The 18,569-nt window shown below is 36.2% G+C and carries 19 protein-coding genes; 12 read left to right on the top strand and 7 right to left on the bottom strand.

The genetic code is table 11. The features are described 5' to 3' along the window. Window positions 1-75 precede the first annotated feature (75 nt). The 5 genes from A194_RS0100170 to A194_RS19190 all read left to right on the top strand — a co-directional run bounded on the left by A194_RS0100170 (window position 76) and on the right by A194_RS19190 (window position 4,963). The gene (locus A194_RS0100170) at window positions 76-999 is read left to right on the top strand and encodes an ABC transporter ATP-binding protein (protein ID WP_017184861.1); all 924 of its coding nucleotides are present in this window, start codon (window positions 76-78) and stop codon (window positions 997-999) included. Then, window positions 992-1,954, top strand: coding sequence for an ABC transporter permease (locus tag A194_RS0100165; protein ID WP_017184860.1), 963 nt, complete (start codon window positions 992-994; stop codon window positions 1,952-1,954). Before A194_RS0100170 ends, A194_RS0100165 begins: the two co-directional genes overlap by 8 nt. A gap of 328 nt (window positions 1,955-2,282) precedes the next feature. Next, entirely contained in the window at window positions 2,283-3,059 is a 777-nt protein-coding gene (locus A194_RS19965; protein WP_100214222.1) for a hypothetical protein, read from the top strand. Continuing rightward, window positions 2,987-3,961, top strand: a complete 975-nt coding sequence (locus A194_RS19960) for a M4 family metallopeptidase (protein WP_100214221.1) — start codon at window positions 2,987-2,989, stop codon at window positions 3,959-3,961. The genes A194_RS19965 and A194_RS19960 overlap by 73 nt, the downstream gene beginning before the upstream one ends. A 138-nt stretch (window positions 3,962-4,099) precedes the next feature. Continuing rightward, window positions 4,100-4,963: a DUF2628 domain-containing protein gene (locus tag A194_RS19190; RefSeq protein WP_017184859.1), complete on the top strand. Its 864-nt coding sequence runs from the start codon at window positions 4,100-4,102 to the stop codon at window positions 4,961-4,963. 95 nt (window positions 4,964-5,058) lie between these two features. Here A194_RS19190 and A194_RS0100150 read toward each other — a convergent pair whose 3' ends face one another. Continuing rightward, entirely contained in the window at window positions 5,059-5,496 is a 438-nt protein-coding gene (locus A194_RS0100150; protein ID WP_017184858.1) for an RDD family protein, read from the bottom strand. Window positions 5,497-5,748: 252 nt separating this feature from the next. Further along, window positions 5,749-6,429, bottom strand: a complete 681-nt coding sequence (locus A194_RS0100145) for a restriction endonuclease (RefSeq protein ID WP_017184857.1) — start codon at window positions 6,427-6,429, stop codon at window positions 5,749-5,751. Between the two features lie 134 nt (window positions 6,430-6,563). Here A194_RS0100145 and A194_RS0100140 point away from each other — a divergent pair, with 134 nt between their 5' ends. Beyond that, window positions 6,564-6,803 carry a hypothetical protein gene (locus tag A194_RS0100140; protein ID WP_017184856.1) on the top strand — a complete coding sequence of 80 codons (240 nt, stop codon included), beginning with the start codon at window positions 6,564-6,566 and terminating at the stop codon, window positions 6,801-6,803. Between the two features lies 1 nt (window position 6,804). Here the strand turns inward: A194_RS0100140 and A194_RS0100135 are convergent, their stop codons facing one another. Both A194_RS0100135 and A194_RS0100130 read right to left on the bottom strand, forming a co-directional pair. Then, window positions 6,805-7,131 carry a CHY zinc finger protein gene (locus A194_RS0100135; protein ID WP_017184855.1) on the bottom strand — a complete coding sequence of 109 codons (327 nt, stop codon included), beginning with the start codon at window positions 7,129-7,131 and terminating at the stop codon, window positions 6,805-6,807. Between the two features lie 12 nt (window positions 7,132-7,143). Next, window positions 7,144-7,416: a hypothetical protein gene (locus tag A194_RS0100130; RefSeq protein WP_017184854.1), complete on the bottom strand. Its 273-nt coding sequence runs from the start codon at window positions 7,414-7,416 to the stop codon at window positions 7,144-7,146. A gap of 230 nt (window positions 7,417-7,646) precedes the next feature. On the opposite strand from A194_RS0100130, the gene A194_RS0100125 reads away from it, so the two are divergent. From A194_RS0100125 to A194_RS0100115, 3 genes are all read left to right on the top strand, one after another. Beyond that, on the top strand, window positions 7,647-9,449 hold the full coding sequence (locus A194_RS0100125) for a S9 family peptidase (RefSeq protein ID WP_017184853.1): 1,803 nt from the start codon (window positions 7,647-7,649) through the stop codon (window positions 9,447-9,449). Between the two features lie 26 nt (window positions 9,450-9,475). Next, window positions 9,476-10,201, top strand: a complete 726-nt coding sequence (locus A194_RS0100120; RefSeq protein WP_017184852.1) for a YwaF family protein — start codon at window positions 9,476-9,478, stop codon at window positions 10,199-10,201. Window positions 10,202-10,296: 95 nt separating this feature from the next. Then, window positions 10,297-10,965 (top strand): SIMPL domain-containing protein, encoded by a 669-nt coding sequence (locus A194_RS0100115; RefSeq protein WP_017184851.1) that lies wholly within the window; start codon window positions 10,297-10,299, stop codon window positions 10,963-10,965. A gap of 115 nt (window positions 10,966-11,080) precedes the next feature. On the opposite strand, the gene A194_RS0100110 is transcribed toward A194_RS0100115, so the two are convergent. Then, a complete protein-coding gene (locus tag A194_RS0100110; protein WP_017184850.1) occupies window positions 11,081-11,587 on the bottom strand; it encodes a GNAT family N-acetyltransferase in 507 nt (168 codons plus the stop codon). 1 nt (window position 11,588) lies between these two features. Next, entirely contained in the window at window positions 11,589-12,572 is a 984-nt protein-coding gene (locus A194_RS0100105) for a glutathione S-transferase family protein (RefSeq protein WP_017184849.1), read from the bottom strand. A 172-nt stretch (window positions 12,573-12,744) separates the two neighbouring features. On the opposite strand from A194_RS0100105, the gene A194_RS0100100 reads away from it, so the two are divergent. Next, the gene (locus tag A194_RS0100100) at window positions 12,745-13,386 is read left to right on the top strand and encodes an alpha/beta fold hydrolase (protein WP_017184848.1); all 642 of its coding nucleotides are present in this window, start codon (window positions 12,745-12,747) and stop codon (window positions 13,384-13,386) included. A 111-nt stretch (window positions 13,387-13,497) separates the two neighbouring features. Here A194_RS0100100 and A194_RS20900 read toward each other — a convergent pair whose 3' ends face one another. Continuing rightward, window positions 13,498-13,620, bottom strand: coding sequence for a hypothetical protein (locus A194_RS20900; RefSeq protein ID WP_017184847.1), 123 nt, complete (start codon window positions 13,618-13,620; stop codon window positions 13,498-13,500). Between the two features lie 583 nt (window positions 13,621-14,203). Between A194_RS20900 and A194_RS0100090 the strand changes: the two genes are divergently transcribed. After that, window positions 14,204-15,355, top strand: coding sequence for an exonuclease SbcCD subunit D (locus A194_RS0100090; protein WP_017184846.1), 1,152 nt, complete (start codon window positions 14,204-14,206; stop codon window positions 15,353-15,355). 24 nt (window positions 15,356-15,379) lie between these two features. After that, on the top strand, window positions 15,380-18,472 hold the full coding sequence (locus A194_RS0100085; protein ID WP_017184845.1) for an AAA family ATPase: 3,093 nt from the start codon (window positions 15,380-15,382) through the stop codon (window positions 18,470-18,472). Window positions 18,473-18,569: the final 97 nt, after the last annotated feature.

Here is an 18,569-nt window from a genome sequence, read left to right as displayed (position 1 = left end):
TTCTGATAGTATAGTAATATGTAAATTTTTGGTCTGATTTGAAGTTTCAGACTGGATTAGAGGAGGTTTTTTATTTTGTCGAATGTTGCAATGGAATTGAGTAATGTTCATAAAAAAATTGGCAAACATGAGATTATAAAAGGAGTAGATTTTTCCGTTTATCGCGGTGAGGTATTTGGGTTGATTGGACCTAATGGTGCAGGTAAAACGACTACAATACGTATGATGGTCGGACTACTAAGTATTACAGAAGGTAATATTAAAATACTTGGTAAAAGTATTCAAAAAGAATACAAGGATGCTATTAGTGAAGTAGGGGCCATTATCGAAAACCCAGAAATGTATCCATTTATGAGTGGATATAAAAACCTGAAGCATTATGCCAGAATGCATCCAGGTGTAACAAATGAGCGGATTCGAGAAGTTATTCAATTAGTAGGTTTAGAGAAACGTATTAATGAAAAAGTAAAGCGTTACTCGCTTGGGATGCGTCAAAGGTTAGGGATTGCACAAGCTTTATTACATAAACCTTCTATATTAATTTTGGATGAACCTACTAATGGGCTTGACCCTGCAGGTATTAGTGAAATTCGTCAGTATATTAGAAGACTTGCTGAAGAAGAAAATATTGCTGTTATTATTTCAAGCCATTTACTGTCTGAAATTGAGCTAATGTGTGATCGTGTTGGAATTATCCAACATGGTAAGATGGTGAACTTTGAATCTATTGGAAAGTCAGATGATCAAGATGAAGATGTTATCAAACTTCAGTTAGATGTAACACCAATAGATCAGGCGCAAGACATTTTGAGTGATCAATTACAAATAGAGTCTAGTGTTCAAAAAGGCTTTCTATCATGTCAAATAGAAAAAGATCAAGTTCCTGCTATTGTTAAGACGTTAGTTGAACATCAAGTCGATGTTTATCAAGTTGTTGCTTTGAAAGGAACGTTAGAAGATAAATTCTTTGAACTGACGGGAGAGAATGTCATTGAGTAGTTTTATTAAACAAATATATAATGAACAAATTAAAATATATGTCAGAAAACCGACTTGGGTTATGTATTTTATTCTGTTTGCGTTAATAATTGGTATAGCGGCGATTACCCAAACATCTGGTGTAAATGATAACAATGAAAATTGGGAACAAGTGTTGGAACAAGATAATGAACAAAGTCATGAGACAATTCAAAACTTAAGGGAAGCTGATTTTAGTAATGAAGCGTCTATTAAAGTATTTGAACAGACGATTGAACGTAATAATTATAGGTTGGAGAATGACATAGCACCTAATGATTTTGGCGCGTGGGCATTTGTTGAAGAGAATGTTTTTCTTCTGTCGTTAGTTAGTTTATTCACAATTATTGTCGCGGCTGGAATTATTGCAAATGAATTTAAATGGGGAACAATTAAATTACTGTTAATTCGCCCTTTAACTAGAACACAAATTTTATTAACAAAATATATTTCAGTCTTGTTATTTGCGCTATGGACCTTATTATTTGTTTGGGTCTCATCATTAATTGTAGGGATGATTTTCTTTGGTTTCGAAGGTTTTACAGCTACAACGGTCGTTAACCGTCCAGATGGTGTTCAAGAAGTAAGCTTATTCTCTGAAGTAATGAGAACTTATGGGTTCAGATTAGTTAATTTAGTTATGATGGCAACATTTGCGTTTATGATTTCAGCTATCTTTAGACAAAGCTCATTAGCAATTGGATTAGCGATTTTCTTAATGTTTACAGGGAATACGATCGTAGAATTTTTCGCCAATCGTGACTGGGCTAAGTATATTCTTTTTGCCAATACAAACTTACAACAGTTTAGTACTGGTAATATTATGTTTGAAGGTATGACGTTAGGATTTTCGATTACAATGTTAATTGTTTATTTCGTTTTATTTTTAACACTTGCTTGGACATTCTTCACTAAACGTGATGTAGCAGGTGAATAAATAGTTCATGGGATGAAAAACCAGTCATGATTTAACAGTTTCGTGACTGGTTTTCATTATTGTGTTCGATCCAAAATATGATTCTATCAAAATTTATGCTCATATCAATAGTCCACATAGCCTATGAAAAATTGCAACACGAAATATCATACTTTAGTAACATCATGGCTTTAGACTGTATCTTATATATAGTTAGCGAACTTATTAAATCTTTCTGTAAAACTATTATACTATTAATTTAATTTTCAAAAAATAATGAAAATTAATCATGAAATCCTATATTTTCCAGTCTATAATTATAGTTAATTAATAGATTGGAGGGAATAATATGAAAAAGATGAGAAAAACGACATCTATTGTATTAGCCTCAACGTTATTGTTTGGAGGATTTCAAACAAGTTATGCTTTAGTGGAAGATGGAGATGTTCAGGTTCCAAGTACAGTTGCTCAACAAAAAGTAAAGGAGTTACCTGATCATGTCCCTGTATTTGTGCAAGAAAAGCATGCACAACGTTTTGAAAGTAGTGATGTGAATAGCGCCAAGGATTACTTAATCGCTCAAAGGAATGAACATGGTGTTCAACAAGTAGAGGAAAATTTTAAAGCTAAGGAAGTTCAGGAAGATGAACTTGGAATGACACACATTCGTTTCAATCAGGAAAAAAGTGGGATTCCAGTAGAGGGAGCAGAAATTATTGTTCATTTTAATGATGAAAATGAAGTGACCTCTATGAATGGTCATATTAGCGATGATTCATTTTTAGATGGATTTGAAACAGAACTTAGTCTAAGTGAAGCAGAAGCGATAGAACTTGCTAAATCTTCGGTAGGTGCACCAGATGACTTAACTTATGAACCAGAGTCCGAACTTGTCATTTATCCTTTTGGTGATGATCATTACTTAACACATAAAGTAAATGTGAATTTTATGTCTGGTGAACCAGGTATTGGTACGTTTATGTTGATGCTCATAATGGACAAGTTGTTGATCAGTTTAATGCTTTACACCCTGTTGAAGAATACGAAGATGCAATGGAAGACCATAAAGGAGTTGGAACTGGTGTTCACGGTGAACATCGTGATGATCTTCATATGTCTAGAGTGAAGCCAGACAAAGGTGGTACTATGTTTATGCTAGCGGACCATTCACATGAGGGGATAGAAGGAATCTATACTTACGATTATAATACTGGAGAGCTAGCAGAAAACAACAGTGCATCTTTTAAAGATGAATACCATCACCCTGCTGTTGATGCCCATTACAATTCTGAAATTGTTTATGAGTACTACAAAGAAGAGCACGACCGTAACTCATTAGATGATGAGGGTATGGCGATTATATCTTATGTAAATTATGGAACAGATTTTAATAATGCTTTCTGGAATGGACAACATATGACTTATGGTAATGGTGATGGCGATTTTATGGTTCCTCTATCGGCGGGGCTTGATGTTGCTGCGCACGAAATGACTCACGGTGTGATTACAAATACTGCGAATTTAGTGTACCGTAATCAACCAGGGGCATTAAATGAGGCTTATGCTGATATTTTCGGCGCAATTATTGATGATGAAAACTGGGAGATTGGTGAAGATATTATGGGACCAGGTGCTATTGCAGATGGACGCACAGCACTTCGTAGCTTAAGTGACCCAAGTAAGTTTCCGGTAAATGAAGCTTACATCCCTTATGGAAATGGCGATGGTTTATACCCATCACACATGGATGAGTATTACGATTTGCCACTTCATTTGGATAATGGTGGTGTACACATTAACTCTTCAATTATTAACCACGCCGCTTATTTAACTGCACAAGAGATTGGAAGAGATGCTTTAGGTCAAATTTATTACCGTGCACTTGTTCACTATTTAACGCCTTATTCTGACTTCCAAGAAGCTCGTCAAGTGCTCATTCAGTCTGCCATAGATCTATATGGTGAAGGTAGTGAAGAAGCAATAGCAACAGCTAGCGGTTTTGACCAAGTTGGAATTTATGAAGAGTAAATAACAGTTAATTAAAGGCCTTAGGTCACAAAGTGGCTTAGGGCCTTTTTGTTTACTATGATACCTCCATTGTCATGTTTGTTTTCGGCTTTTAATAAAATATTGTATCAAGTCAGAAAGCGGAATGGAGAGAGAGAATTGAGTTCACAAACAGAACCGAGAGTTTTCCGTATGGATGAGGGGCTTGTTGAGGATTATATTGGTAAGAATTATTGGTATTATATAAAAAGCTTTACAAACATGAAGAGAAAGCAGTCGAAGCTTTCGTGGAATTTTGCTGCGTTTTTATTTGGGGTTATGTGGTTAGCTTATCGGAAAATGTACCGTCATGCAGTAGCTTTTGCATTTCTCAAAGTTGTTATAGTCGGCGTATTAGTTTATCGGCAGTTGCACGAATATTCTACAGACTGGTTTTTATTAGCTATAGTTGGTGTAATATTTGCTACGCATTTAATTATTGGTGCTTTAGGAAATCAGTATTATATGGTTCATGTTTACCGCAATGTTAAAATATTGGCTTATACTCCAGTTTCACGGGAAGTGCAAGTGAGTGGGGCAGAAAAGACCGGGCAAACGTCTTTATTATCTAGTGTTCTAGCTTTGTTAGCATTAGCGATTGTCAGTATGGCGCTGTTGATCGTTGTGGATGCAATTGAAGACAGAGTTGAAGAAGCACAACCTGTTGGAGTAGAGCCTAGGAGTTATTATTCAACAGTAGACATTGTGAGTCGCTCTACGATTGAAGGTGACGGACGCACGGTTGGTGAAGTTTTTGAAGAGAAATTTATGTTTGGTCAGTGGAATACGAACGACCTTGAAGGAGTAACAGAAGAAGTTGTCTATACCGGAACTTTACTACAAAGAGATGAAATATATGAAGTCACGTTAGTGTTTGAAGTAAACTCTCATGCTTATCAAGCAGTAATGTCAGAAGTGCTAGTGGATGGCTATTTGTTGACGGGTGATGAAGCATGGAATTTGTTGAATAACTTGTTTAAGTAGTCTTAATTAGTCTGTAAAGCCTGGTGGGTTTGTCATGTTATACAAGTTATTATTCAAAAAAAATAACGAATTGCCGCTAAACAGGCGGTAATTCGTTAACTATATTGAGATAATTCATAAGGCTTATTATAGGTGACATATGTTTTAGCGATTAGATCATGGAGCGAGCGTTTATCCTCTCTAAATACAACCATAAAAATACTAACAATGAGACCAATCCCAAATGTAAATACATAGATTAGCCCGCCAACAATTTCACGTAAAAGCATGGCGCCTATTCCAAGCTTTGTACCATCAATTTTGGCAATCCTTATTCCCATAGCACGTTTACCTAATGTGTAACCGGCCCATAAGACTGGGAGTATGATAAAGTAAATGGGCTCAATAAATTCAAAGACAGTTTCTCTTTCCATGAAAAACTGACCGTACACGATTGAAGTCATGATCCCAACTGTAATCATTAATACAATTCCATCGACAAATAAAGCAATTAATCTAATCCAAAATCCAGCTGGGGAATCTAGTTGCTGCATGTAAAAACCACCTTTTTCTTTGAGATGTTACTTAATAGATTGAAAGTTTATGGATCTACTTTTACAATCGTTATTATTCTATTCTTGTTAATTTACAGTCATTCATCTGCCTTTACAATTCTAAAAATCTCGTTTGTTTCATCAGTTCGACTCTTAAAAAACCAACAGAAACTGACTCGCTCAACTTTCTTAAGACATTAGCAAATTATTTGACTAAAAGCATTATTTAGAGCGAGTCACCCCATCTTTAGTTTATTGAATGCGCAAAAGTTTAAAAGGTTGATACATTTGTCCACCTTTTGTCTCGGCTGTTACTTCATTAATTAGTTTCATTAAGTCTTGTCCATTAATTAATTTAACTGATTGTGAATGGATCTGTTCTTCGAAATCGCCTGTCGTAATGAAGAAAGCAATTGAAGCATTTGACTGTTCAAGTGATGACTCACATTTTCTGATTTCTTCAGGTGTGACGGTAATGTTTTTACCATTTTGGCAGACGACAGTTGCAAAGAAGTCATCAAACGAAACAATTAAATCTTCACAAGGCTTTCCATTAGGTTCTGTCACGAAGGCGTTATAACCCATTTGTACGAACAGGTCACTAATATATTGTTCAAAATCTTGAGAGGACATTTGTTTTAATTGTTCAAGCTCTCCATGTTTTTGTAAATACTGCCTTCTATATTCAATTACACGTGCCCGCTTACGCTCATTTAAGTAAGAACGAGCAAAATAGATCAACACGAGTACACCAGCTGTTGCAACCCACGCAATACCTGGAATGTTAAACGTCCATTTAAGTAAGTCAAATGTTAAAGCCGCTACGAATACACCTATTAGAATTGCGATTAATAGTGGATCTGCCTTTTTCTTTCTTTTATTCACACCTTTCACCTCAACAATATTATGTCCAAAAGAGATGAAATAACCCATTTTACCACTACCTTTGAGTAACATTCACACGTAAATTAACATAAACGGTGAGAATCTGAGAAGATTTTCTTTTTAAAAAGTCCTAAAACATAGTAGAATGTATGTGGTAATAAAGAGATTCAGGGGTGTTTAAAATGTTAGTTAAAGTTAACTTTATGCTTTCAATATCTGTTTTACTTTTAATTGTGTTAAATTATTTTACTAATACAGTAAACACGTCACCACTAATCATTACATCATTAATTGGTCTGTTAGTCTTATTAATTGGTGTTGAGAATTTTAAGTCCGGTTCAAAGTTTAATGGCGTTTCTTTCATGGTGGCATCCGCATTATTGTTTTTAGTTGTTGTATTAATAGCTTTAGGCATTGTCTAAGCTATAGGTCAAAGTAAAGATGATAATGCATACGGCAGTTTATATTAAATTGAGCATTACATTTTGGGCAATGTGTACCGTGGTTCATGTATTCACGAATTGTTAATTCATCTCCACATGAACCGCATAAAATTGCTTTCGTATCTCTTTCATCCTTGGCCCATTTCTCGATCGTGTGGCTCGTATGTTCCTCATGACACTTATAGCAAGGGTAATATTCTTTACAGCATTTATATTTAATCGCAATTCGATCAACCTCGGTGTTGTAATGGCTGCACCGCGTTTCTTGATCTATACTTCCAAATACATTTTTCCCATGTACAAGCATCATAACCTCTCCCTATTTTCTAAGCTTTCTAATTGATAATAAAATCATCCCAACTCCGGCTATGGAGAATAAAAGGCTGATATAAAAAAGGTATGTAAATCCGAGTCCTATAACGGCCAATACTGATGTCACAAGCATAACAAAGGTAAAGAAAGAGGATGTTTGTAGTTCTCTCATGGCTCGGCTTGTTGACTTACCTCGCATTCGATCTACTATTACTAAAATTAAGAACAAAACAATCCCCGTTACAATCATGGTAGTCCATACATCACTGATTAGTTCCATAGTGTTTCACCTTCCTCTTTTAATAATTTAACATACGATTCATATAGTTTGGGGACATTTCTTAATCCATTTGGTACGGCTCAGTGTGAAATTTGATTATTTCTCGGGAAATAGAGTGTTATTTGTCGAATAATTAACATATAACTATCTATTGTTTCAACGTAGCCCATTTTTCGTTTATAATAATAAGGAATATTCAAACAATTAAATTATTTAAGGGGGAAATACGAGTGATTGAATTTCCAAAGCCAACAGTAGAACAGTTTTTTCGTTCATATGCCATATCTAACTTTACTGTAAGTCCTAATGAAGATCGTTTATTATTTAGTTCGAATATAAGTGGAACGATGAACATTTGGGCGATGAATTTACCCGATCAATACCCATACCTTTTTGCTCACCAAGATGAATCTAGTAACTTTTTAAAATTTGATCCAGAAGGACGCTATGTTTTAGCAGGGTTTGACCGTGATGGTGATGAGAATTATCAAATCTATGCTGTCTCACCTGAAGGTGGTTTACCTCAACCTTTAGTTACAGGAGAGTCTGAAGAAAAGTATTTCTATTCTCATCTATCTGAAGATGGGGAACGTTTATATTACGTGACATCTAAGGACAACCCAAGTTTTCTAAACACGCGCGTACGAAACTTAGAAACTGGTAAAGATGACTTAGTGCATGAAGGCGAAATGGGCCCGACGCCACTTTCAGCTGTTTCAGAGGATGAGAAGTCGTTCGTTTTCTCAACAACTTTAGCGAATACATACTCAATAGCGTTCGTTAAGACAGAGGAAGGTGTTTTTGACTTAACGCCAGATCGTGAGAAAGTTCACGTTAGTGGTGGCGCTACATTCGTTGAAGATAGAGCAATCTATTTTGTGACAAACTATGAAAGTGAGTTTAATTATTTAGCAAAGTTTGACTTAACGGAAAAATCATTTGAAAAAGTGCTAGAAATTGAAAGTGAGAGTATTGAAGACATTAAGTATGACAAAGAGCGAGAGCAGTTTTATTTAGTGACAGAAAAAGGCGTAACAGATTATTTATATCGTTATGATGTTAAAAACGGAACACTAGAAAATATCGATGCGCCAGTTGATGTCATTGAAAAAGTACAAGTCGCTAAGTCAGGTAATGTCTATATTTTAGGTCGTAGTGCCGTTATTCCACACAATATTTTTAAATATAATGAGTCTGGTTGGAAGCAGATTACGGCTAATCGTGTGTTAGGTGTTAGTCCAGAAGAAATGGTAGACCCAGAAGTCGTCACATACGAGTCGTTTGATGGTATGGAAATTGAAGCTTTACTATTCCGTGCTAAGCCTGAGAATGATAATGGTCACACGGTCTTTTGGCCTCATGGTGGTCCGCAAGCAGCTGAAAGGAAATTTTATCGCGCCATGTTCCAATGTTTGCTTAACCGAGGTTACACCATTTTCTGCCCGAACTTCAGAGGAAGTACAGGTTATGGATCATCATTTGTTAAGTTAGTGGAACAAGACTGGGGAGAGGGACCGCGTCTTGATAATGTTTATGCTATTGAGTGGTTGTTTGAACAAGGTATTTCAAGCCCTGAACGACTATTTTTAGTTGGTGGTAGTTATGGCGGCTACATGGCACTACTCTTACATGGTCGTCATCCTGAATATTTCAAAGCGGTTGTCGATATTTTCGGCGTATCGAACTTATTTACATTCGTCAATTCAGTACCAGACCATTGGAAGCCTATTATGAAGCGTTGGTTAGGTGACCCTGAAAAAGATCGAGAGCGCTTTGAAAAGGACTCTCCTATTACGTATTTAGATGGAATGGAAAAACCGATGCTCGTTATTCAAGGGGCAAAAGATCCTCGCGTCGTCAAAGAAGAATCAGATCAAATTGTCGACAAGCTTCGAAGTGAAGGACGAGAAGTTGAGTATTTAGTGCTTGAAGATGAAGGGCATGGCTTCTCGAAAAAGGAAAACGAAATTAATGTTTACCAAACGATGTTACAATTTTTAGAGAAACATCAAACAGTTACTCAAAAAGTTTAACATCATTTTAAAAGGAGTGGGTCGTCATGTGGGGTTTATTCAGCTTTGATCGAGCGGATTATCCGTTTGAACTATTTGGCATTCCCCATATTGCGATGCTTCTTTTAACTTTTGTTGTCGCCGTTTATTTGTTTCTCAATCGTAAGAATATTCGTGAACAGAGTACGATCGTTTGGACATATAGTTTAGTCGGAGTTTTATTATTAGGAGAGGTTACGTTCCATGTCTGGTATTTCGCCCATGGAGAATGGGACATAACGGTTAACCTACCATTACAACTTAGTTCAATTTCGATGTATTTATGTGCGGCTATGTTACTCACAAAAGATTATCGGATGTTTGAGGTTGCTTTTTTCGTCAGTATGACAGGTGCATTGATTGCGATGATCACTCCAGAATTATTTTTTGGTTACCCACATATGCGGTTTTTCCAGTTTTTCATCTCTCATATAGCAATTGTTTTGGCTTGTTTATACATGTTGTGGGTTGAGCAATTCAAACCGACTTTTAGGTCAGTATGGAGAGCATTTGTAGCCCTTAATGTCATTGCTTTTGTCGTCTGGAACATTAATAATATATTAGGTTCAAACTACATGTTCCTAAATGGCAAACCTAGTAGTGCAACTTTTATAGATTATCTAGGTCCATATCCTTGGTATATTTTGTCGCTTGAGGTGATCGCGATTGGGTTGTTTTTATTGATTTATGGGTTTGTATATTGGACAGAGAATAAAGTAAAAAAGCAGAGTTAAGGGACTCTGCTTTTTTATATAAGAAACGGTCATACTTGTGAGCGTGAAGTCATATGTAGATATGTGAGGCGCTTATAAGAAAGGTGGTTTTGTAAGTGCATGAATTCGGTTATGCACAAGAGCAATCTAATGTTTTAAATGGTCATCGTATATTAAGAGTGACAGGGAAGGGCGTGATTGAAACTGAGTCTGATGTAGCGCAAGTAACCTTAACGGTTGTAACTAGAGATGAATCGTTATCTATCTCTCAATCCACAAATGCTGAAACGATGGATCAAGTTATTGGTGCGCTTTTGGAATTAGGGTTAACAACTGAACAAATTAAAACAGTAAGTTATACAATCTATCCACAATACCAGTATGTAGACGGAGAACAGCAGTTTATTGGCTATGAGGTGCGAAATAGTATTCAAGTGACCATCTATGACATTGGGGTAGTTGGTGAAGTTGTAGATGAAGCGGTTAGAAATGGAGTAAATGAAGTATCGGGATTGTCTTTCTCGGTTAAAGACCCACAAGCCGTTTATCGCTTAGCTTTACAAGAAGCATTGGAAGATGCGGTTCTTAAAGCTATGTCATTAACAAGTGCTATGCAAGTCTCACTTGATCCAACCCCGATAGAAGTTAATGAACAAGGTGCGCTTAGTGACCCGGTGACACCTTATACTATGACTCTTGAGCAATCCCAAACACTTACGCCTATAGAACCTGGAATGATTGAGGTAGAAGCTAACCTTATTGCGAAGTTCCATTATCACTCTTAGTTTGTAGAGTGATCATATCGAACGCAGAGAATCCTTCTCTGCGTTTTTTGTACAATATTAGTCCTATAAGACAATCCATGAATAAGGGTGTCTAACTACCTGATTTGATCTTAGTCTATATATTTAAAACATAAGCTCTAACATTCACCCCATCATCAGCCGGTTGGAAATCGTGTTCGGGTACTCGTTTGAATCCAAATTGTTCATATAATTGAATTGCTGACTTCATGAACTCTCCTGTGTGTAACCCCATTTTAGTATAACCTCTTTGTTTCGTCCGATTGATGCACTCTTGTACAAGTGCTTTGCCAATTCCATGACCTCTTCCTTTCGGTACGACGGCAAGCATTCTTAGTTCTGGGTATTGTAAGGCATCGATCCATTCGTAAGCATCTATTTCAGCAGGAAAAAGGACTACATTTCCAATTATTTCATCGTCTAATTGTGCCACGATTAAATCGACACCTTCTTTAGTGTCGTTTTCTGAAGATAATGTTCCTTTTAAAGCGTGCCAATGTTCATTGGTTAGTACTTGTGAATAAGGTTCATAAGCTTCTACCCGTTGCTGTCTAATTAACGGGATCTCTTCTCGTCTAGCATCTCTAATTATAGCTGTACTCATATTATGTCGGCTCCTTATATAAAAACTTACTCGGTAATTTACTTAGTATATCGCGTTCAGGACGTTCATTCCATGCACATAGGTCTGGGCCTTTCGGTAAAATTTTAGGTTTTGCGTAATCTGGATTAATCGTAATAGATAAGTGGTAATGCTTTTTGATCGCATCAAAGTCTGTCGTATTGCCAAACCCAGCTGTTTGATACAAATCACGAGCGTATCCCCAAAGGTTTTTGTACTCTCGGATCAAGTGTTTATTTGTGCTAAATGCCGTGTAATAAGCGGTATCAAAACGGACGAGTGTAGTAAATAAGCGGATATCAGCATCTGTAATATAATCACCTAACAAAAAACGGCTTTTTTCTAAATGTTGATTAAGTTGATCTAGTCTAGCGAACAATGTGTCATACGCTTGTTCATAGGCCTCTTGAGAATGCGCAAAACCACATTGATATACACCGTTATTAACGTCATGAAAAATTGTATCATTAAATTTATTAATTTGCTTTCGTAAATGTTCTGGGTATAGGTTCGGTGCATTCTCTTTATGATAAGGTGACCATACTGTCTCAAAATATTTTGTTAAGTTGAAGTAATCATTATTAACAACTTTTTTAGTTTTTAAGTCCACCATTGCAGGTACAGTAGGTCGGCCTGAGAAGCTTGGGTCTGAGTTTAAATATAATTCACTAATATAGCGGACTTTTAATACAGGGTCGATACAGTCTTCATCTAACGAAAACTCCCAATCAACACGGTCTATCTTAGGTCGCATTGGACTAGCTGTACCTAATGAAATAACAGTGTCTAATCCTAACAGTTCTCGAACAATCACTGCTCTGTGAGCCCATGGGCAGGCAGGTGACCATAACAATCGGTATCGTCCAGGCTCGATTGGTAATCCACTTTCGCTACTAAATGGTGTCGTGAAGCGGTTTTTTTGCCTTTGAAAAGACCCTTCTTGTGAAATTTCTTTAAGTTGTTTCACTGTTTTATGACATCCTTCCTTAAAATTTGGGTATGTACTAATAAAGAAGCAATACTACTATAATACAAACGTTACAATTTTATGACTTTCTTCTATAATTAAGTGGTTTTCTTTGAAAAGCACTTTTCCAAATGAGTACAGTATAGTTATAAAGTGTAAAGGGGGAGTTTGCATGAAAGTCATTTTAATTCATGGTTTTTTCCGTAGTGATAAAGATATGCACACGATGGCTAATTTTTTACAGAAACAAGGGTATGATTGCTTTACTCCCGATTTACCATTAACGTTCAATGAGTTTGATGTAATCGTGACACTTGTTGAGGATTTATTAGAAGGTGTCGTTCAGTCAGGGATTGGACCTGATGAGAAAGTGCATTTAGTTGGACATAGTACAGGTGGTTTAGTCATACGGAAATTGTTAACCGATACGAAGTACTTAGACTACATCGGCCGTTGCGTTTTAATCGGAACACCAAATAGAGGTAGTCAGCTGGCTGACTTAGCAAGTAAAGTTCGAGGTTATGTTAATGTATTTCGCACAGTTAGATCTTTAAGCACGGAGTATTTAGATAATATAGAATTTCAAAATAAAACAGGTATTGAAATAGGTGCTATAGCGGGTGATAAAAGCAACTTAGCTTTCAACCCATTTATCCCAGGTGATAACGATGGTTATATTGAGGTTGATTCAGTTTATTATCCAGGTCTGAAGGATTTTAAAGTTTTATCATACGGTCATCGTAGTATTCATCATGAGGAAGAGACGTTTAAACATGTAGATAATTTTTTTAAGCGCGGCCAATTTATTCATTAATATAAAAGTAAGCCATCAACCAAAAGGGGAAGGTTGATGGCTTTTATATATCTAACAAACTATTAGTCTTATAAGCTGTTATGTCTAAGTTGCGCTAGTTTGAGTGCGAGATTAAAAGATTTTGAAAAACGAAAAGATTGAACTTGATGGCTTTTCAACCTTTTTACTAGGCTGCGTGTATTGTTTTCTTTTATCTGTAACAATCGCTTCACGAAGCATGTGATGATCAAACATGTTATCGCCTCCTTATAGCGAATCCTTATCTTTCCATATTTAAGTATACCACCTTTTACCGATTTGTAAACATTTTGGCTACTGAAAAACTTAAAAAAGTTACATTTTGATTAAAGTGTCTAATTATATAAAACTTTCTGACAATAAACAAAGTGTAAAGTTGGACATTATGTTATAATATTCAGAAAACAAACAATAATTCAATAATAGGACAAAATGTCGATTTTTAGTGTTATTCATGTGTAGTATTTAGTCTTAATTGTTAATAGGCATGGGGAAATTATTTGGCGATTTGTAGGGTTATTTTGGCGTTCAAGGACGTTATTTGGCGCTCGCGGGGCCTAGCCGTTAGAGGAAATTATTTGGCGCTCAAAGGCTCTATTCTGGCGCTCAGGAGTATTTATTGGCGCTCACACTTTACAGTAGCGCCAAGTACTAGGTGTTTTTTTCGACCAAAGTTAGTGTTGTAATAACGCTAGTCATCTTTGTGAATAAATGGTAAAATAAAAATAAATTAACGAACGTATGTTTGTGTTTGTTGATGTTAAAATAATAGTAAGAAAAAATAAAAGGGTGATCGTGCGTGAAAATCTTTCATACAGCGGATTGGCATTTAGGTAAGCTTGTCCAAGGAGTTTACATGACGGAAGACCAACGATACATTTTGAAACAATTTGTTAACGAAATTAAAGAAGAACAACCCGATGTGGTCATTATTGCGGGTGATCTATATGACCGTGGAGTACCGCCTACAGATGCAGTTCATTTGTTAAATGATTGTTTTGCGGAAATTGTACTAGACTTAAAGATTCCGGTAGTGGCTGTGGCAGGGAATCATGATAGTCCAGGCCGTCTTAATTTCGGTAGTCAAATTATGAAAGATAACGGACTACATATAATTGGTGAGCTATCATCTAGTTATGACCCTGTCGTTATAAACGATGCACATGGGGAAGTACATTTTCATTTAGTCCCTTATTGTGATCCGAGTATCGTAAGAAATAAATTTAATGATGAGCATGTAAGATCTCATCATGAAGCAACTGAGAAAATAATTAATCACATGACGAAACATATGGATGAGTCTGTTCGCCATGTGTTTGTTGGTCATTTATTTGTCACGCCTCGTGGTGAAGAGAAGGAAAACACGAGTGATTCAGAGCGGCCTTTATCTATTGGTGGAGCAGAACATGTTGATGCCAATTTGTTTAAGCCATTTCACTATACGGCGTTAGGACACTTGCATCAGGCCCACCATGTAGGTGATGAAACGATCCGTTATTCAGGCTCACCGTTAAAGTATTCTATATCTGAAGAGAATCATAAAAAGGGCTTTTTAATCGTTGAAATGGATGGCGAAGGGCAAGTAGAAGTAGAAAAACGGTTACTAAAGCCGCGTCTGAATTTAAGGACGATTGAAGGGTATTTAGAAGATCTATTAAAACAAGATGTGAACGAAGATTATGTATTTGTAAAACTATTGGATGAACATACAGTTTTATTTCCAATGGAACAAATTAGATCAGTCTATCCAAATGCAATGCATATCGAAAAGCGGCTGCAAACTCAACAACGTACGAAGGAAGACGAACCCAAAATTGAAAGACATAAACTTTCAGACAAAGAGTTGTTTAAAGCATTCTATGAAGAGGTGAAAGGTGAGGCACCATCGGAAGAAGTTGAATCGATTATGGAAGACGTTTTTGAGGATTTGTTACAAGAAGACCGTTCTTAAGCTATTTAGAAAGGGGTTCGTACTATGAAACCATTAAAATTAACGTTAACGGCGTTTGGTCCATATAAAGACAAAGAGATCATAGATTTTGAGGAACTAGAAAATAATCGACTTTTCGTTATTTCAGGTAAAACAGGTGCTGGGAAGACAACTATATTTGATGGTATTAGTTTTGCACTTTACGGTGCAGCTAGTGGTGAAGACCGTGAAAGTGACCAAATGTTACGTAGCGACTTTGCGCATGATGATGTTCATACAAGTGCTGAACTATTGTTTGAGTTAAATGGAGAAGTTTACCGTATTTTACGTCAGCTTGGACATGTTAAACAAGGTAATAAAACAGCTACAGGTGATCGTTATGAATTTGTCAAAATAAATGGTAACAAGGAAGATCCATGTGTAGACCGACAAATTGTTTCAGAAATTAATAAAAGAGTCGAAGAGTTAGTTGGCTTAACGAAAGAGCAATTTAGACAAATTGTTATGCTCCCACAAGGGGAATTTCGTAAATTACTAACGTCTAAAACAGAAAATAAAGAGGAAATATTAAGAAGAATTTTCAAAACAGAGGATTATCAGAAGCTTAATGAACATCTTCGTCGTAAAAAAGAACAAGCGCAAAAGGATAGTGAAGAAGAGCTTAATATGCGTAATCACTATATAAAAGAAATTAGCGCAAAGTTACCGAACCGTGACGAGTCTTTATTATTTCAAGTCGTTAACCAAGAGTTTTATAACGTTAACCAAGTGATCGCTGGTATGGAAGAAGAAAAATCATTTTATCAAAAGCGTGTTGAACAACTAAGCAATGAAAAAGTGCAGCTAAGTAAGCACCAAGAAAAAGTAACTGCTCAGTACCATGAAGCTAAATCAATCCATGAGAAAGATCAAGAATTACAAACAAAGAGAAGTCAGTTAGTTGAATTAGAACGACAAGGGAAAGTAATCAAGGAAAAGGAAGAATCACTTGAGTTAGCAGAAAAAGCTAGCCAAATTGAGCCATATGAAGGACAGCTAGAAGAAATTAAAGGTGAAGTCGAGCAAAAACAGCACGCTGAAAACCAATTACAAGAGCAACTATTGAAGGCAAAAGAAGCTTTGGCTAAAGCAGAGACTACTTATAATGAAGAAATAAATAAAGAAACAGATCGTGAAAAAGCCAAGACTCGTTTACAACAATTAGAAGATTTATACCCAAAGGTTCAGTCACTAAAGCAACGAGAGGATAAGGTAAAGTACTTAGCTGAGCAATTATCACAAAGTGAAAAAGCTTTAAAACAATTGAAAGACAATTTACAGCAATTACAAATTAAAAGAGATGAAAACCAAAAACGCATCAATGAATTTGAAGGGGCTTTACAGTCACTTCATACGAAACAACAACAGTTGCATGAAGAAAGAGAAAAGTATCGTTTATTTAAAAACTATATAGAGCTTTTGAATGCTAAAGAAAGTTTAAACCAAAAGCTTCAACACTATGGTGAAGCTTTTAAGAGTAAGAAAAGAGATCAAGAGCAACTTGAACAACAATGGATTGAAAGTCAAGCAGCTGTACTAGCACATCAACTACATGACGGAGAGGCTTGTCCAGTTTGTGGTAGTTTAGAACACCCAAATAAGCAAATGAATACTAGTGAGGCACCAAGTAAACAACACTTAGAAGCTTTAAGAAAACAAGTGGATGAAGCCCAAGCAAATTACAGTCGATTGGAAGGGCAATTAGAAGCTAAAGAGCATGAGATTGAACAAGCAGAAGATCAAATTCGAAGTTCAGGAGAATCAACCGAGCAGCCTGAGCAAACGCTAACTAAAGTTCATGATTCAGGTGTCGAATTAGCAAATGAAGTTAAACGTTTAACCGATCAACAACAGCAGCTCGAACAAATTAAAGAAGAAACACAGTCAGTAGAAGAACAAATAATACAAGTTCAGGAGCAAAAAGAACATCATGAACACTATTATTACGATAGAAATGCTGATCACCAATCAGAAGAGAGAGCTTATTATGAGCAATTAGAAGTAATTCCAGAAGGGCTTCGTTCCATTAAACAAATCGAGGCTGAAATCGAATCGACTAAATCTGAGTTAAATCAATTAGAACAACAATGGGCACAAGCTCAAAAAGTTTTAGAAGAAGCTAAAAAGAATTTAACAACAATAGAAACAACTCTCCAGAGCACACAAACTCAGTTAGAAGAGCTAAAAGGAAAACGATTACGCTACGAAGAGATGTTTAAAGAGCAATTAGATCAAGCTTCATTTGATCACTTTAATGATTATCAACAATCTAAAAAAGCTGAGAGCGAACGTCAATCGTTAAAGCGCGAAATTGATGATTATAGACAATCAATCAAAGTGTTATCAGAACGGATTAATGAGTTAGAAAAGCAGTTGGAAGGGAAAGATAAACCTGACCTTAAAGCGTTAGAAGAGCAACTTGAAAATGTTAAACAGCAATATGAAGAAATATTTAATCATTACAATATGAATGTAAGATACTTTGAAGATCTTATTAATTTAAGGGAGAAGATTGAGCAAACTCATGAAGCCGCAGCTGAAAAAGAAAAGAAACTGAACCAATTGGCTGATCTTTATAACTTAGTACGCGGTCAAAATGAACAGAAGCTTTCATTTGAGCGTTACTTGCAAATTGAGTATTTAGAGCAAATTATAGAAGCGGCAAATGAACGATTGCGGAGACTTTCTAATGGACAGTATTATCTAGTTAGAAGTAACAGGCAAGAAGCTAGAGGGCGTCAAAGTGGTTTAGGACTTGATGTTCATGATGCTTATACAGGACAAGCTCGTGACGTTAAATCGCTATCTGGTGGTGAAAAGTTTAATGCGTCACTTTGTCTAGCACTTGGTATGTCGGATGTAATTCAAAGCTTTCAAGGTGGAGTGTCAATCGAGACAATGTTCATAGATGAAGGGTTTGGTTCGTTAGACGATGAGTCGTTAAATAAAGCAATTGATACGTTAGTTGACCTACAAAAGTCGGGTAGAATGATAGGGGTAATTTCACACGTCCAAGAGTTAAAGACTGCTATACCAGCCATTTTAGAGGTGAAAAAGACTAAGGATGGTTGTAGTGAAACAGAATTTGTTGTGAACTAGGACTGTTGTATGAAATCGAGCAAATGTTCGTTTATTTAGTTTAAATCAACTCATCCATTGTATATAATGAAGGTGAGCAGTGTTCCGTTTAAGCAAG

This window comes from Alkalibacillus haloalkaliphilus C5, from assembly GCF_000269905.1.
Taxonomy (GTDB): Bacteria; Bacillota; Bacilli; order Bacillales; family Alkalibacillaceae; genus Alkalibacillus; species Alkalibacillus haloalkaliphilus_A.
The sequence above is the reverse complement of the archived record's forward strand: the minus strand, read 5'-3'. Positions and strand labels throughout refer to the sequence as shown.

What these genes read in the sequence shown, in the direction of transcription:
- A194_RS0100135 (WP_017184855.1), bottom strand. Translation starts at nt 7,131, where the DNA reads ATGCTTGTACATGGGAAAAATGTATTTGGAAGTATAGATCAAGAAACG.
- A194_RS19960 (WP_100214221.1), top strand. Translation starts at nt 2,987, where the DNA reads ATGGAAGACCATAAAGGAGTTGGAACTGGTGTTCACGGTGAACATCGT.
- A194_RS0100150 (WP_017184858.1), bottom strand. Translation starts at nt 5,496, where the DNA reads ATGCAGCAACTAGATTCCCCAGCTGGATTTTGGATTAGATTAATTGCT.
- A194_RS0100085 (WP_017184845.1), top strand. Translation starts at nt 15,380, where the DNA reads ATGAAACCATTAAAATTAACGTTAACGGCGTTTGGTCCATATAAAGAC.
- A194_RS0100100 (WP_017184848.1), top strand. Translation starts at nt 12,745, where the DNA reads ATGAAAGTCATTTTAATTCATGGTTTTTTCCGTAGTGATAAAGATATG.
- A194_RS20900 (WP_017184847.1), bottom strand. Translation starts at nt 13,620, where the DNA reads ATGTTTGATCATCACATGCTTCGTGAAGCGATTGTTACAGATAAAAGA.
- A194_RS0100145 (WP_017184857.1), bottom strand. Translation starts at nt 6,429, where the DNA reads ATGGGTTATTTCATCTCTTTTGGACATAATATTGTTGAGGTGAAAGGT.
- A194_RS0100140 (WP_017184856.1), top strand. Translation starts at nt 6,564, where the DNA reads ATGTTAGTTAAAGTTAACTTTATGCTTTCAATATCTGTTTTACTTTTA.
- A194_RS0100130 (WP_017184854.1), bottom strand. Translation starts at nt 7,416, where the DNA reads ATGGAACTAATCAGTGATGTATGGACTACCATGATTGTAACGGGGATT.
- A194_RS0100110 (WP_017184850.1), bottom strand. Translation starts at nt 11,587, where the DNA reads ATGAGTACAGCTATAATTAGAGATGCTAGACGAGAAGAGATCCCGTTA.
- A194_RS0100120 (WP_017184852.1), top strand. Translation starts at nt 9,476, where the DNA reads ATGTGGGGTTTATTCAGCTTTGATCGAGCGGATTATCCGTTTGAACTA.
- A194_RS19965 (WP_100214222.1), top strand. Translation starts at nt 2,283, where the DNA reads ATGAAAAAGATGAGAAAAACGACATCTATTGTATTAGCCTCAACGTTA.